This is a genomic window from Microbacterium kyungheense (assembly GCF_006783905.1).
GTDB classification, from domain to species: domain Bacteria; phylum Actinomycetota; class Actinomycetes; order Actinomycetales; family Microbacteriaceae; genus Microbacterium; species Microbacterium kyungheense.
Genome location: NZ_VFPE01000003.1, coordinates 214,562 through 229,611, shown reverse-complemented (window position 1 = coordinate 229,611; position 15,050 = coordinate 214,562). Strand labels below are relative to the sequence as shown.

Genomic DNA, 15,050 nt, shown 5'->3' with positions numbered 1-15,050 from the left:
GAGCATGATGCCCGCCATCGTCCCGCCGGCGTTCGCGACGTCGACGCATGTGCGGCTGGAGCCGGGCATCGATCTCGACGCACAGCGCACCGTCACGGCCACGCTCATGCGACTCGACCCCGAGCGTCTGCTCGCCCCGTTCCGCCGCGAGGCGGGACTCGCGCACGCCGACACGTATCCCGGCTGGGAGTCCGACGGCCTCGACGGCCACACCGCCGGGCACGTGCTCTCGGCCGCGAGCGCGCTGGCCGCGGGAGGGGATGCGGCGGCCGCGACGCTCGTGCGGACGCTCGTCGACGGCATCCGGGAGTGCCAGCTCGCGGCCGGCACCGGCTATGTCGGCGGCGTGCCCGACGGTGAGGCGCTGTGGGACGAGTTGCGCGCCGGCCGCGTGGACGCGGGCGCGTTCCACCTCAACGGCCGCTGGGTGCCGCTGTACAACCTGCACAAGATCCTCGCCGGGCTCATCGACGCGGCCGAGTTCACGGCCGACCCCGAGGCGCGCGCCGCGCGGGACGAGCTCGGGGCGTGGTGGCTGCGCGTGGCCGCCGACCTCGACGACACGACGTTCGACCGCATCCTGGAGTGCGAGTTCGGCGGCATGACCGAGGCGTTCGCGCGGCTTGCGCTGGTCACCGGGGATTCCGCCCACCTGCGTCTGGCGCGGCGATTCGCGCGCCGAGGGCTCGTCGAGCCTCTCGCCGCCGGGCGGGATGAGCTCGACGGCCTACACGCCAACACGCAGATCCCGGTCGCCGTCGGCTTCGCGACGATCGAGCGGGCGACGCGCGCGCTGGCCCCCGAGCTGCTGCCCGAGGTCGAGGCGCGCGAGGGAGCGGCGGCCCGCGTGTTCTTCGATCGCGTCGCCCGGCACCGCAGCGCCGCGATCGGCGGCGACAGCGTGCGCGAGCACTTCCCGTCCGGCTTCGCGAGCATGTTCATCGCGCGCGAGGGGCCCGAGTCCTGCAACACCCACAACATGGTGAAGCTCGCCGCGGAGCTGCATCTGCTCACGGGCGACGACGCGTATCTGCTGTGGGCCGAGCGTGCCCGGGCCAACCACCTGCGCTCTGCGCAGCATCCCGAGCACGGCGGCCTCGTGTACTTCACGCCGCAGCGCCCCGGGCACTACCGCGTCTACTCCCCGGAGGCCGAGGGCTTCTGGTGCTGCATGGGCTCGGGGTTCGAGGCGCAGGCGCGGCACGCGGCGCTGGTGTACTCGCAGGCCGCGGACGAGGTGCGTGTGAACGCGTTCGTGCCGTCTCGGGCGCGGTTCGAGGCGGTCCGGCTGGTGCTCGCCGTCGACGACGCGGGCGATGCCTCCGTCGTGCACGCCACGCTCGAGGTGGAGGCCGAGCATCGCGCCCGCGTCGGGGTGCTGATCCCGGACTGGGTCGACGGTGACGCCGTCGTGACGATGGATGCCGCGTCCCGCCGCGTCCCTGCCGGCACGCGCGCGGTGGTCGAGGTCGACGCCGGGTCCACCGTCGTGCGGTTCGCCCTGCCGCGTCGGCTCCGCATCGAGCGCCCGGCCGACGGCTCGGAATGGGCGTGGATCGTCGACGGACCCGACGTGCTCGCGCAGCGGATCCCCGACGACGACATCGCGTACCGGGGGAGCGGAGCGCGGATGGGCCACATCGCGACCGGGCCGCTCCGCCCGCTCGCTCAGACGCCGGTGCTCGCGCCCGACGCGCTCGACGGCGCGGTGCGGCGGGGGCCGGGGCGCGTCCGGGTGCGGGCCGCCGACGGTCGCCACGTCGAGCTGGAGCCGTTCTCCGGCATCCACGACGCGCGGTACACCGTGTCATGGCCGATCGCCCTCGCATCCGTCGCCGAACGGCGGGCCGCGCTCGAGGCGATCGACGCCGCCTCTCTCGGCCTCGAAGCGCGCACTCGCGACCTGGTGACGTTCGGGGAGCAGCAGCCGGAGTCCGACCACGGGCTCACGGCCTCGGACGAGCACACCGGGGTCGACGGCGACACCCGCTGGCGCCGCACGCACGGGACCATCACCCTCGCGCTGCGCGACTGGAGCGGCACTGCCGACTCGTTGCGACTGTGGTGGCTCGGCGGCGACGAGGACGCTCGTCTGCGGGTGACGGTGGGGGATGCCGTCGTCCTCGACGAGGCCGTCCCGTCCGGATCGCCCTCACGCGCGCGCGACGTGCCGCTGCACCTCGAGCCGGGCACGGTCGACCTGACCGTCCGCATCGACGGCGCCGGCCTGGCGACGCCGCGCCTGCGCGAGCTGCGGCTGCTGGCCGCGGCATCCGACCGCTGATCACTCCGCTGACGGCGGCGCGGTCGACGCACGCAGAATGAGGCGCGGCTCGACCTGCAGCTGCAGCGGCGGCTCTGCGCTGGGTTCGCGGATGAGCTCGAGCAGCATGCGGGTGGCGTGGGCGCCGACGCGGCGTCGGTCGGGCGCGACCGCTGAGATCGGCGGATCGGCGTGGGCCGACACGTCATCGTCGTACGCGACGATCGACAACTGCTCGGGCACCGAAAGCCCACGGCCGCGCGCGTTCTGGACGAGCCCGAACAGTGAGTTCTCGTCGCCGTGGCTGAACACCGCCGTCGCGCCGATGCGCTGCACGGTGTCGAGGACGACGTCCGCGCTGCCGCGCTCCCACGTCGGGCCGGCGCCCAGCTCGTTCGGGCCGAGGATGGTGCTCGCCGGGTCCAGGCCGAGCCGGCCGAGCGCGTCGACCCATCCGCGACGGACGAACTCGGCGCTCTGAGACCTGCCCCGGCTCACCATCACGAGGCGTCGGTGGCCGAGGTCGCGCAGGTGGCGCAGTGCGCTTATCGCGCCACGCTCGTGCGCGGATCGGATCGACGACACCGAGCCCAGTCCGCCGCCGGGGGTCTCGCGCTCCACGAACACGACCGGCACGCTCAGTTCGTCCACGAACGCGTCGAAGTCCGCGGACTCTTCGCGCTCCGAGATCGAGGGGACCCACAGCAGACCGTCAACGCCGCTGTCGACGAGTTCGCGCACGAGGCGGTACTCCTCGGACAGGTCGTACTCGGAGATCGCCAGCTTCATCTCTCCGCGACCGCTCAGGGCGTCGCCGATGCCGTCGACCACGAAGCGGTAGTAGTAGGACGTCGGGATGACGACGCCGATCGTCACGGTGGTCGCGAGGCCGGCGGTGTCGCCCGGTTCCGACGCGATGATGGCCCCGCCACGGACCTTGTCGAGGAGTCGATCGGCCACGAGCGCGTCCAGGTCGCGGCGCACGGTCACGTGCGAGACGCCGAGGTCGCTCACCAGACGCGAGATGCTGACGGCGCCGTCCTGGCGCGCGAGATCCAGGATCCGAGCACGCCGCTCCGCTGCGAGCATGTGTCCCCTCCGTTCCCGCTGCGCGCCCAGACTAACGAACTCGGCGTCCCCGATCATCGTCGCTCCCTCCGTCGACCCGTCACGCGATGAACTCCAGGCTCCTGCGGTCCACCGGGTGGCGCGGGGGGCGGCCCTGCGCGATGCGTTCGAGCTCGTCCAGTACCGCGTCGGCCAATCGGTGCGTCTCGGCATCCATGGCTCCTGCGATGTGAGGGGTCAGCACCACGCCGGGCGTCGTGAACAGCACCGAATCCGGCGGCAGGGGCTCGGGGTCGGTGACATCGAGGATCGCGCGCAGGACTCCCGCGCGGCATCGCGCCACGAGCGCCTCGCCGTCGATCAGCGGCCCTCGGGCGGTGTTCACGACCACGGCCCCTTCACGAAGGAGCGACAGCCGCCGGGCATCGAGCAGGTGACGGGTCTCGGGCAGCTCCGGAGCGTGGAGCGTCACGATGTCGCTGCGGCGGAGCAGGTCGTCGAGGTCGACGAGTTCGGCGCCCAGCAGGGCGGCCTGCCGCGCGTCCACGAGGGGATCGCTGGCGAGCACCTCGAGGTCGAACTGACGTAGCAGTGCGGCGACGCGCCTTCCGACCCGTGACAGTCCGACGATCCCGACCGTGCCGCCGAAGTTGACGGTGGGAGCGATCCGATCCCGCCACCGGCCGTCGATGGTGCGCTCCTGCGCGTACCCCTCGGCATAGCGGGCGGCGCGCTTGCCCTCCAGGAGGATCGTGGCGACCGTGAATTCGGCCACCGGGACGGCGTTGGCCTCGGCGGCGCTCGTGACGAGCACGCCGGCATCCCAGAACTCCTGGCTGACGTGCCCCTTCACGGATCCGCCGGCGTGCACGACCGCGCGCAGTCGCGGCGCGGCCGCGATCACGTCGGGGCCGAGACGCGGCGTCCCCCATCCCGTGACGAGGATCTCGATGTCGTGCAGCCGTGTGATCGCCTCTTCGGAGCCGAGCTCCTCCAGGCGCGCGGGCTGGGCGAGGCGCACCGTGGAGCGCAGGCGAGCGAGGCGCGGCGGATCGAACAGGTCCTCGAACGAGGCTCGGCTCATGGCGAGGAGTGCCGTCGGACGCGCGATGTCCGGCGAGAAGGTCATGTGCCGATCTCATCACAATGGAACAGAAAAGCACAACTCTTAAACCCGAGGTTGAGAAAAGCTGAAAAAAGGTTGCATGTCGACGTGTCAGTGCGCATACTGACGAACGAACACACGACGACGTGTCACCGAAGATCACGGTCCCGCCGTCTGTGGAAGCCGCGGCTCAGCCGCAACACCCCACCTCGGAGGCATCATGCATCAGCGAAAGCGTCGCCTGGTCGCGGCGTTCGTCCTCGTTCCGGTCCTGGCCGGCACCGCCGTCGCCTGCAGCAGCGCAGGCACCACTCCGCAGCCGACGGACGCCGGCGAGCCGCAAGCGGTCACCATCACGGTCATGGGAAAGCCGGCCGCCACCAACACCGCGGCCGTCGCCCTCTTCGAACGCCAGGTGGCCGAGTTCGAGAAGGCGAACCCCCAGATCACGATCGAGGCCTCGGACGTGCCCTGGGATGCCAAGACCTTCGCCACCCGCCTGGCAGGCGGGAGCGCCCCCACCCTGCTGCGGATCCCGCTGACCGAGCCGCCCGCCCTCATCGAGCGCGGGCAGGTCGCCGACCTGTCGGACGTGGTGGACGAGATCGACGGCTTCGATGAGCTGAACCCGCGCGTGATGCAGTTCCTCGAGCGCGACGGCGCCGTGTACGGCATCCCCGAGAAGAGCTACGCGTTCGGGCTCGTCTACAACCGCGACCTGTTCGAGCAGGCGGGGCTGGACCCCGACGAACCGCCGACGACATGGGACGAGGTGCGCGAGTATGCGGCGCAGATCACCGAGAAGACCGGAAAGACCGGGTTCGGTGAGATCAGCACCAACAACAGCGGAGGCTGGCACCTGACCGGGTACACCTACACGAACGGCGGACAGATGATCGAACAGGACGCGGACGGCAGCTGGGTCGCCGCGTTCAACGACGACCCCGCCCGCGACGTGCTGGAGACGTGGCAGCGGATGCGCTGGGACGACGACTCCCTCGGCGACAACGTCCTCGGCAAGCAGGAAGACCTCGTGGCGGAGTTCACGGCAGGAAACGTCGGCATGTGGGTGTCGGCGCCTCCGGACGTGTATCCCAACTACATCGCGCAGGGCGGCGATCCCGACGCGTTCGGCGCCGGGCCGATGCCGCAGGGCGGGGCCGATGCGACGCTCGCGGGAGCGACAGTGCTCATGGTGAGCGCGAACGCCACCGAAGCCGAGAAGCGGGCGGCCGTGAATTGGATCGAGTACCGCGCGCTGCGCCCGAACTACGACCTCGACATCGCCGCCGAGACGGCCGAGGCGTCCGCGGCCGATGGACTGCCGGTCGGCGTCCCGGTGCTGCCGATCTTCAGCGATGAGACCTACGCCGCATATCGCGACGCCATCGACGAGTACGTCAACGTGCCCGTCGACAACTTCGATCCGTACGTCGCCTCGCTCTCGGAGTTCGACTACGTGCCTGAGCCGCCTGTGGCCTCCCAAGAGATCTACGCCGCGCTCGATCCACTGGTGCAGGCGGTGCTCACCGACCCGAACGCCGACATCGACGCGCTGCTCGACGACGCCGAGAGCAGGGTGAACACCATCCTCGCCCAGTACGCGTCATGACCATCGCGCCTGAGCGCCTCGACGGCGCGGCCCCCGGCCGCGCCGTCGAGGCGACCCCGGCCGCCGGGCGTGCGCGCAGGCGATGCGGGATGCGGCAACGGGCCGCCACGGCCGGACTGCTTTTCCTCCTGCCGTCCCTGGTCATCTTCGCCTACTTCGCGTGGTGGCCGATCGTGCAGAGCTTCACGCTCGCCTTCCAGCAGACCAACCTCGTGACCCCCGCCGAGTGGGTCGGCTGGAGCAACTTCGAGGTGCTGTTCGCCGACCCGCTGCTGCCGAAGGCGGCGGTGAACACCCTGTGGTTCACGGTCCTCTCGCTCGCCATCGGGCTGCCGGTGCCGCTCGTCTGCGCCGTCCTGATGTCAGAGCTGCGCCACGGCGGCGCCCTTGCCCGCGTGCTCGCGTACCTGCCGGTGGTCATCCCGCCCGTCGTCGCGGTCCTGCTGTTCAAGGTCTTCTTCGCTCCAGGGGAGTCCGGCGTCGCCAACAGCCTGCTGGGCATCGTCGGCATCGGCCCGCTGCCGTGGCTGCAGTCTGCGGAGCTCGCCATGCCCAGCCTGGTGATCGCCGCCACCTGGTCCGGCGCCGGCACTGCTGTGCTCATCTACCTCGCAGCACTCACCGGCGTGAGCACCGAGCTGTACGAGGCCGCCGAGCTCGACGGCGCCTCGGTGTGGCGCCGCGTGTGGCACATCACGCTCCCGCAGATGCGCGGAGTCATCCTCGTGCTGCTCCTCCTGCAGATCATCGGAGCGATCCAGGTCTTCACCGAGCCGTATGTCATGACCGACGGCGGCCCGGCCAACGCGACCGTGACCATCATGCTGATGATCTACCGGTACGCCTTCCTGTTCGGCAACTACGGAGTCGCCACGGCACTCAGCGTCCTGCTGGCGATCGTGCTCGTCATCGTCTCCGCGGTGTATCTGCGCCTGACCCGATCCTGGAGTTCGCGATGACCACGACGCTCGCCCCGCTTCGCGCCAAGAAGGACAGGCGCTCCGGTCGGCCGCGGGAACGCGGCCTCCTCTCAGCCCACGACTGGAAGCGGTCGAGCGTGCGCGGAGGCTGGACGCTCATGCACATCGTGCTCGTGGCCGGACTCATCGGCTTCGGCGCCATTCCACTGGTGTGGATGCTGCGCGCCGCGATCTCGACCCCCACGGATCTGGTGCTGCGCCCGCTGAGCCTCATCCCCGAGCCGGCGATGTGGGAGAACATCCCCGTCGCCTGGGAGCTCCTCGACATCGGCCATTACCTGTGGAACACCGTCATCCTGGTGCTGGGGTCGTGGATTGTGCAGCTGGTCGTCTCGACCACCGCGGGCTTCGCGCTCGCCGTGATCCGGCCCTGGTACGGCGGCGTCGTCTACGGCGCATTCCTGGTGACGCTCTTCGTCCCGGCGACGGTCACGCTCATCGCGCTCTACCTGACGGTGCTGGACCTGCCGCTGCTCGGGGTCGGGATCACCGACACGCCCTGGGCGGTCTGGCTCCCGGCGGGTGCGAACGCGTTCACGATCCTGCTCGTGAAGCAGTTCTTCGACGAGATCCCGCGCGACCTCTTCGAGGCGGCGCAGATCGACGGCGCCGGGTGGTTCACGATCTTCTGGCGGATCGTGCTGCCGATGTCGCGCCCGATCCTGGCCGTGGTGTCGTTGCTGGCGATCATGTCGGCGTGGAAGGAGTTCCTCTGGCCGCTCATCGTGCTCACCGACCCCGAAGCGCAGCCGCTGTCGGTCGCGCTTCCGCGTCTGGCGCAGGCGACGAGCCCCGCCTATCTGATCGCCGGGCTGCTGATCGCCAGCATCCCGCCGATCCTGGTCTTCCTCATCTTCCAGCGGTCGATCGTCCGCGGGATCGGCTTCACCGGGCTGAAGGGCTGAGAAGACCGGAAACGACGAAGCGCCCGCGGGGGCCAAGAACCCCGCGGGCGCTCCGAGTCTTGCGTGAGGTCAGCCGGCGACGCGGGCACGCAGGTGCGGCGAGACGGATGCCGCGAACCCGGCGGCCGTGCGGTCCACCACGGTGCGGGGATCGGTGTCCCACACGTCCTGGTTGAAGATCTCGACCTCGATGTCGCGGTCGTAGCCGGTGGCCTCGACGGCGGCGGTCAGCGACGCGAAGTCGATGACGCCGTCGCCCGGGTAGTGCCGGCTGAGCAGTGCGTCCGCGGCCAGCGGCGTCTTCCAATCGCAGACCTGGTACGTCGCGATGCGGCCCTCGCGGCCGGCGCGCTCGATCGAGGAGAGCACGTCCGGGTCCCACCAGATGTGGAACGTGTCGACGGTCGCGCCGACGACCGCGGGGTCGAAGTCCGCGGCGATGTCGAGCGCCTGGCCGAGCGTCGAGACGACGCAGCGGTCCGACGCGTACATCGGGTGCAGCGGCTCGATGGCCAGGGTGACGCTTGCGGCGGCGGCATCCGGGACCAGCTCGCCGATCGCATCGCGCACGCGCTCGCGCGCACCGACGAGGTCGCGTGAGCCCTCGGGCAGGCCGCCCGCGACCAGCACGAGGATCGCGGTCGACCCGGGTGCGCCCGCGGCGGCGAGCGTCGCCGTCTCTTCGATCGCAATGCGGTTGTCGTCGATCGACGCGCGCCGTGCCGGGCCCTCGGGCACCGTGAAGAACCCGCCGCGGCAGTGCGTCGTGAAGCGCAGTCCCGAATCGGCCAGCATCGACGCGGCGGTCGCGAGGCCCACCTCGTTCACCGGTTCGCGCCACAGCCCGATGCCCTGAACCCCGGCCTCCGCCGTCACGCGCAGCGCCGTGGCGAGGTCGGCGTACTTGATGGTCGCCTGATTGATCGACAGGCGCGGGTCCACGACGCCGCTCACGCGAGCACCCCCGGGACCTCGATGCCGTTGTGACGCAGCATGCCGTGCCAGCGGATCGCCGCGAGCTCGGGCTGCTCCAGAGCGAGCGACGCGTTCGCGAGCTCGACGATTCGCGACAGGTGCGGAAGGCTGCGCGCCGAGTGCAGTCCGCCGACCATCTGGAACGCGGCCTGGTGGCCGTTCAGCCATGACAGGAACGCGACGCCGGTCTTGTAGTAGAACGTCGGAGCGGCGAACACCTGACGGCTGAGCTCCTCGGTCGGGCCGAGGATCTCGAGGTACCGCGCGGGGTCGCCGGCGTCGAGCGCCTGGATCGCCGCCGACGCGACGGGCGTGATCGCCGCGAAGGCGCCGAGCAGCGCGTCCGAGTGCTGACGCGGGGATGCCGGATCCCGATCCGGCTGAGTCGCCTCGGGAACGTCCGCACCGCCGATGAGCCCGACGTAGTTGAAGTCGTCGCCGGTGAACATGCGCACCGACTCCGGCAGGCGCTCGCGCACCGAAACCTCGGAGGCGGCATCCAGCAGGCTCATCTTGACGCCCGCCACCTTGTCGACGTTCTCTTCGATGATGTCGAGCAGCACCGCCGACGCCTCGCGCCAGTCGGTCGAGCCGAAGTAGCCCTCGAGCACGGGGTCGAACGCCGTGCCGAGCCAGTGCAGCACGACCGGTGCCGTCGCCGACTGCAGGACCTCGCGGTACACACGGCGGTAGTCGTCGGCCGACTCGGCCACGCGCGCCAGGTGGCGCGAGGCCATCAGAACGGGTCCGGCGCCCTGCTCCTCGGTGAAGTGCAGCTGCTCCTTGTAGGCATCCACGACCTGGTCGATCGAGATGTGCTCGTCGTCGATGTGGTCGGTGTTGACGCCGACGACGACCGATCCACCCTCTTCGCGGGCGACCTGCGCCGAGCGTGCGATGAGGTCGCGGGTCGCGGCGGCGTCGAGGCCCATGTTGCGCTGCGCGGTGTCCATCGCGTCGGCGACGCCGAGACCCCACGAGTACACGGCGCGACGGAAGTCGAGCGTGGCGTCCCAGTCGACCTCGGCCGGCCGGCCGGGGGTGTTGTCGGCCCACGTCTTCGGCACCACGTGCGCGGCGGCGTACGCCACGCGCGAGCGCAGCGGCCCGTCGGGGCGGGTGTAGCCCGGGGCTTCGTTCAGCTCGGCGGCGGAGAGCACGCCGTCGGCCGAGAGCAGGGTGAGGTGCGGCATCCGGTTCACTCCAGCGTCAGCGACGGCAGCTCGACCTTGCGGCCCTCGCGGCTGGACTGCAGGCCGGCCTCGGCCAGCAGCACGCCGCGCGCGCCCGAGAGCAGGTCGAACGCGTAGGGCGTGTCGAGCACGTACGACTCGAGGAACTCCTCCCACTGCTGACGGAATCCGTTCTGGAACACGTCGTTGGTGGGCACCTCGGCCCAGTCGGCGTCGTAGTCGTGGTCGTCGGCCAGGTCGGGGTTCCACACCGGCTTGGGCGTGGCGTTGCGGTGCTGGATCTTCGCGCCGAACAGGCCCACGACGGCCGAGCCGTGCGTCCCGTCGACGTGGAACTCGACGAGCTCGTCGCGGTTCACGCGCACCGTCCACGACGAGTTGATCTGCGCCACGATGTCGCCCTCGAGCTCGAAGATGCCGTAGGCGGCGTCCTCGGCCGTGGCGGTGTAGTGCTCGCCCTTCTCGTCCCAACGGTCCTGGATGTGCACGGCGGCCTGCGCGTAGACGGTCTTGACGTCGCCGAACAGGTTCTCGAGCACGTAGTTCCAGTGCGGGAACATGTCGACGATGATGCCGCCGCCGTCCTCGGCGCGGTAGTTCCACGACGGGCGCTGGGCGGGCTGCCAGTCGCCCTCGAACACCCAGTAGCCGAACTCGCCGCGCACCGAGAGGATGCGGCCGAAGAAGCCCGAGTCGATGAGGCGCTTGAGCTTCTGCAGGCCGGGCAGGTACAGCTTGTCGTGCACGACGCCGGTCTTGACGCCGGCCTCGTCGGCGAGCTTGGCGAGCTCGAGGGCTTCGGCCACGGTCTCGGCCGTGGGCTTCTCGGTGTAGATGGTCTTGCCGGCGGCGATCGCCTTGCGCAGCGCCGACGCGCGTGCCTTGGTCACGAGGAAGTCGGCGTAGATCTCCCAGCGCGGGTCGGCGAGGGCCGCGTCGAGGTCGGTCGTGTAGTCCTCGATGCCGTGCTTGGCGGCGAGCTCGGCGAGCTTCGCCTCGCTGCGGCCCACGAGCAGCGGCTTGACGGTGACCTTGGTGCCGTCGGACAGTTCGATGCCGCCCTGCTCGCGGATGGCGAGGATGGAGCGCACGAGGTGCTGGCGGTAGCCCATGCGGCCCGAGACGCCGTTCATGATGATGCCGATCTCGCGCACCTGGGGGAGTGCCTCGGTGCCGGCGGGGGCGAGGGTCGTGTCGGTCACGGGGTCCTGCTTTCTTCTCTGAATGCTCTGGGTACCCGGCGGCGGTCGGCACGCTGGGTAAACGCTTTCCAATAGTGTGCCACGAGAGAGGATGCCTCGCAAGCGCTTTCCCGAGGCGTCCGCTCATCGCACCGTCTGCGGCCCGCCCGTCAGGCGCGCAGCAGCACGCAGCCGTGGGGCTGCAGCTCGACGCGCACGACCGAGCTGCCGGGCGCCACGCTGCGGGCGGCGTCCGACTGCTCGTGCACGGCCTCGACCGCGACGGACTCGCCGGCCCACACGTCGACGACGCCCGCGGGCGCCGCCCCCAGGCCGAGGGACCGCGTGTCGAACGGCTCGACCCGCGCCTCGTCGTCGAGGTTGAACACGGCGACCCACCGCTCGTCGGCGGCCCCCGCGGCCGACCACACGACGAGACCGCGCTCGCGCAGCAGCTCGCGGTTGCCGTGCGACTGGGTCAGCACGCGCAGGACCTCGTCGTTCGTGAACAGGTCGATCGTCTCGGCCGCGCTGGTCGGCAGGTCGCCGCCGATCATGAGCGGCGAGCGGGCCATCACCCACAGGGTCACCACCGTGCGGCGCTCGGCGAGCGTCAGCGCGCCTTCCCGGGGCTCGCCGCGCTCGGCCCGGATGCCGATGCGGCCGAGCGGCAGCATGTCGGCGTCGGGCCAGCCGTCGGGACCGGCGGACGGCGCCCACCGCGCGAGGCGGGCGAAGTTCGGCTCGATGTCGTCCCAGCGGTCCCACACGTCGTCGCACACGCGCCACATCGTCGCGTTCGCACGCAGGTGGTCGAGGTGGGCGGCCGACAGGTCGCGCCCGGGCGAGAGCGACAGGGCGAGGTCGCGGTCGGCGCGCTCGACGGCGAGCGCGTACGCCTCGATGTCGGGCACCTGGTACGGCCACAGCATGTCGTCGGCCTTGACGAAGTCGAGGCCCCACTCGGCGAACTGGGCGACGCACGAGTCGTAGTACGCCTGCGCGGCCGGGTGGGTGTGATCCAGGCCGACGTAGTGCGGGTTCCATTCGCACACGTTGGTCGTGTCGGTGATCTGCGACGCCGTCGAGTCCGTGCCCAGCACGGGGGTGTCGGCGGCGACGGCGACGCGGGGGATGCCGCGCATCACGTGCACGCCGAGCTTCAGCCCGAGCCCGTGCAGGCGCGCCGCGAGCGGACCGAACCCGGCGCCGCCCGCAGAGCTCGGGAAGCGCACCGGGTCGGGCTGAAGCCGCCCGTGGGCGTCGATCGTGAGGGCCGCTTCGTCGTTGTAGCCGTGCGACCGCGGCTGCGGGTCGGCCCAGTCGGCGTCGATCACGATCGTGTCCCAGCCATGGGGCAGCAGGTGCTCGGCCATGAATACGGCGTTCGCGAGCACCTCGTCCTCGGTCACGGTGGTGCCGTAGCTGTCCCAGCTGTTCCAGCCCATCGGGGGAGTCTGGGTCTTGCGCAGGGTCATCGGAGGGTCTCCTTCGGCTCTCGTCCGGTTGCGGTCTCGCGCCAGAGGGCGCGCTGTTCGATGGTCACGTCGTCGAGTGCGCACAGCGTTTCGGTCGCCGCGGCCAGGCGCGCAGCGGCGTCGTCCGGCAGGTGCACGCCGCTGTCGGCGCGCAGGGGAAGGATGCGCAGCTCGACGCGCGATCCCGGGCCGACGCCCGCGTCGCGCAGGCTGACGACGAACTCCGAACCGTCCCAGAACCGGTCGGTCGTCGTCTCGCCGTCCACACGCAGCTGCAGGACGTCGCCGGCCCACCGCACCCGCAGCACGGCGTCGTCCGTGTGCGGCGCCAGGTCGATCGCGAACACCGCGGCGTGGGCGTCGAGCACCTCGTCGCGGGGCGCGCCCTGACGTCCGTCGCGGCTGCCGTAGTCGCCCGACGGCACCGATGCTTCGCGCACGGTCCGGACGAAGCAGGATGCCTCCAGCCCGGCGCCGTCCGAGAGCTCGAGGCCGAGCGAACGCCAGGCTCCGGCGGCGTACTCCCGCACGTCGGGGCGGCCGGCGCCCGAGCGCACGGACAGCGCGCCGGCGGCGTCCCACGTCACCTCGTCGGGCGAGACGAGCAGCCGGCGCTCGCCGGACTCGACGACCCAGGCGTCCGCCGCGTCGGCGGCCGTCAGCACCAGCACGTCGAGCGCACCGGCGAGCCGCAGGGGGTCCGCGCCGGGCGTGACCGGATGCACGACGCCCTCGTGCGCGATCTCGACCGGGATGCCGGCATCCTCGGCCAGCACCAGCGTGGGCACCGCGCCCGGCAGCACCGTCAGCGCCGTGGCCGTCGCCCACTCGATCGTGACGCCCTCGACCTCGAGCCCGAGCGGCCAGCGCGCGAGCGTGCCGGCGGGGATGTCGACGGGGGCGCTGGGCAGCTCGACCGTGCCGTGGGTCGTCGCGACCCGCAGGCGTGCGCCCCGGTACGTCGGCAGCGGCACGTGAGGCTGGTGCCGGCCGATGAACACGAAGCCAGAGCCGCCGTCGGCCCGCACCGCCCATCGCAGCGTCTCGGCGTCCTCGACGCCGTGGGGCCGGACGTCGGGCAGGTGCGAGGGCATCGGGGCGAGCCGCTCGCCGAACGCGGCGATGAACGCGTGCTGGCCCCGCAGCGCCGCGTGCGTCGGCGACGTGCGGCCCGCTTCGCCGATCGGCGCGTGGAAGTCGTAGCTGCGCGGCGTCAGGTCGTTGGGGTACCCGGTCGCCTGCGTCTCTTCGAGATCGGGGCCGGGGTTCGTGCCGCCGGTGTACATGTAGTAGCCCTGCCACGCCGAGCCGCTGCCGAGCTTGGCATGCGCGACCGCCGCGATGTCGAGCGCGTCCGGCCGCGGACGACGGTGGTACGCCGTCGCCATCCCGCCGCCGAGCTCGCACGTCGCGGCAGGGAACCACGGCGACAGTTCGGCGCTGCGCGTGGCAGCCGGGGCACGGCCGGCGGACGCGGCATCCGTTTCCCTCACGTCGGCGCCGATGCCGGGGTCGTCCCACGTGTCCGAGAAGAAGAAGTGCGCGCGGAAGGTACGGTCCCACGGCTCACCCGGGTCGACCCAGAACCCGTCGCCGTACCCGCCCCACAGCGGCAGCACCTCGGGGTCGGGCAGCTGCGCGCCGCCCCATGCGGTGGCCGTCCACAGGGGCGCCGACAGCCCGGCCTCGCGGGCGAGGCGCTTGAGCGTCACGAGATGCCCCGGCTGGTCGTACAGTTCGTTCTCGAGCTGGATGCCGAGCAGCACGTCGGGCCTGCCGCGGTCGCCCAGCGCGCGGGCCAGACGCCCGAACCACTCGGCCACGAGCGCCAGGTACGCGGGATCGTCGGTACGGTGGGCGACCGGCGCCTGCTGCACCCAGTCCGGGAAGCCGCCGTTGCGCGCCTCGCCGTGCGCCCACGGTCCGATGCGCAGCACCACCTCGAGCCCCTCGGCCCGCGCCGCGTCGACGAACGCGGCGACATCGAGGCCGCCGTCGAACGAGGCCTCACCGCGCACCGGCTCGTGGTGCAGCCACAGCACGTACGTCGCGACGACGGTGATCCCGCCCGCGCGCATCAGGCGCAGGCGCTCGGTCCAGCGCTCGCGGGGGACGCGCGAATAGTGCAGCTCGCCCGAGACCGGCAGCCACGGCCGTCCGTCCCGGAACAGGCAGCGGCTCGTGATGCCGAGCCCGCGCCGGACGTCCTCGTCGTTCGCCATGCGCGGGCGCCGCTCGTCGCGTGCGGGCACGGTGGCATCGAGGTGCAGCAGGCGTGTCATCGTCGTCG

Annotated in this window: 11 protein-coding genes; 4 read left to right on the top strand and 7 right to left on the bottom strand. The window is 71.6% G+C overall.

The genetic code is table 11. From position 1 onward, the window contains the following. The first annotated feature begins 7 nt into the window (after positions 1-7). Positions 8-2,284 carry a beta-L-arabinofuranosidase domain-containing protein gene (locus FB391_RS13530; protein WP_185843074.1) on the top strand — a complete coding sequence of 759 codons (2,277 nt, stop codon included), beginning with the start codon at positions 8-10 and terminating at the stop codon, positions 2,282-2,284. On the opposite strand, the gene FB391_RS13525 is transcribed toward FB391_RS13530, so the two are convergent. Beyond that, positions 2,285-3,352 carry a LacI family DNA-binding transcriptional regulator gene (locus tag FB391_RS13525; protein ID WP_185843073.1) on the bottom strand — a complete coding sequence of 356 codons (1,068 nt, stop codon included), beginning with the start codon at positions 3,350-3,352 and terminating at the stop codon, positions 2,285-2,287. Positions 3,353-3,431: 79 nt separating this feature from the next. Next, a complete protein-coding gene (locus FB391_RS13520) occupies positions 3,432-4,460 on the bottom strand; it encodes a hydroxyacid dehydrogenase (protein ID WP_141895117.1) in 1,029 nt (342 codons plus the stop codon). 196 nt (positions 4,461-4,656) lie between these two features. Here FB391_RS13520 and FB391_RS13515 point away from each other — a divergent pair, with 196 nt between their 5' ends. From FB391_RS13515 to FB391_RS13505, 3 genes are read left to right on the top strand one after another with little or no spacing between them, the layout of a single operon-like run. Next, a complete protein-coding gene (locus tag FB391_RS13515) occupies positions 4,657-6,048 on the top strand; it encodes an ABC transporter substrate-binding protein (RefSeq protein WP_141895115.1) in 1,392 nt (463 codons plus the stop codon). Next, on the top strand, positions 6,045-7,007 hold the full coding sequence (locus tag FB391_RS13510; RefSeq protein WP_141895113.1) for a carbohydrate ABC transporter permease: 963 nt from the start codon (positions 6,045-6,047) through the stop codon (positions 7,005-7,007). The genes FB391_RS13515 and FB391_RS13510 overlap by 4 nt, the downstream gene beginning before the upstream one ends. Beyond that, positions 7,004-7,933 carry a carbohydrate ABC transporter permease gene (locus FB391_RS13505; protein WP_141895111.1) on the top strand — a complete coding sequence of 310 codons (930 nt, stop codon included), beginning with the start codon at positions 7,004-7,006 and terminating at the stop codon, positions 7,931-7,933. The genes FB391_RS13510 and FB391_RS13505 overlap by 4 nt, the downstream gene beginning before the upstream one ends. Positions 7,934-8,002: 69 nt before the next feature. Here the strand turns inward: FB391_RS13505 and FB391_RS13500 are convergent, their stop codons facing one another. From FB391_RS13500 to FB391_RS13480, 5 genes are all read right to left on the bottom strand, one after another. Further along, positions 8,003-8,887 carry a sugar phosphate isomerase/epimerase family protein gene (locus tag FB391_RS13500; protein WP_185843072.1) on the bottom strand — a complete coding sequence of 295 codons (885 nt, stop codon included), beginning with the start codon at positions 8,885-8,887 and terminating at the stop codon, positions 8,003-8,005. Continuing rightward, positions 8,884-10,101 (bottom strand): dihydrodipicolinate synthase family protein, encoded by a 1,218-nt coding sequence (locus tag FB391_RS13495; protein WP_141895109.1) that lies wholly within the window; start codon positions 10,099-10,101, stop codon positions 8,884-8,886. The genes FB391_RS13500 and FB391_RS13495 overlap by 4 nt, the downstream gene beginning before the upstream one ends. Before the next feature lie 5 nt (positions 10,102-10,106). Further along, positions 10,107-11,303 (bottom strand): Gfo/Idh/MocA family protein, encoded by a 1,197-nt coding sequence (locus FB391_RS13490; protein ID WP_246093513.1) that lies wholly within the window; start codon positions 11,301-11,303, stop codon positions 10,107-10,109. 149 nt (positions 11,304-11,452) lie between these two features. Next, positions 11,453-12,760 (bottom strand): glycoside hydrolase family 27 protein, encoded by a 1,308-nt coding sequence (locus FB391_RS13485; protein ID WP_246093511.1) that lies wholly within the window; start codon positions 12,758-12,760, stop codon positions 11,453-11,455. Continuing rightward, the gene (locus FB391_RS13480) at positions 12,757-15,042 is read right to left on the bottom strand and encodes a beta-galactosidase (protein WP_185843071.1); all 2,286 of its coding nucleotides are present in this window, start codon (positions 15,040-15,042) and stop codon (positions 12,757-12,759) included. Before FB391_RS13480 ends, FB391_RS13485 begins: the two co-directional genes overlap by 4 nt. Positions 15,043-15,050: the final 8 nt, after the last annotated feature.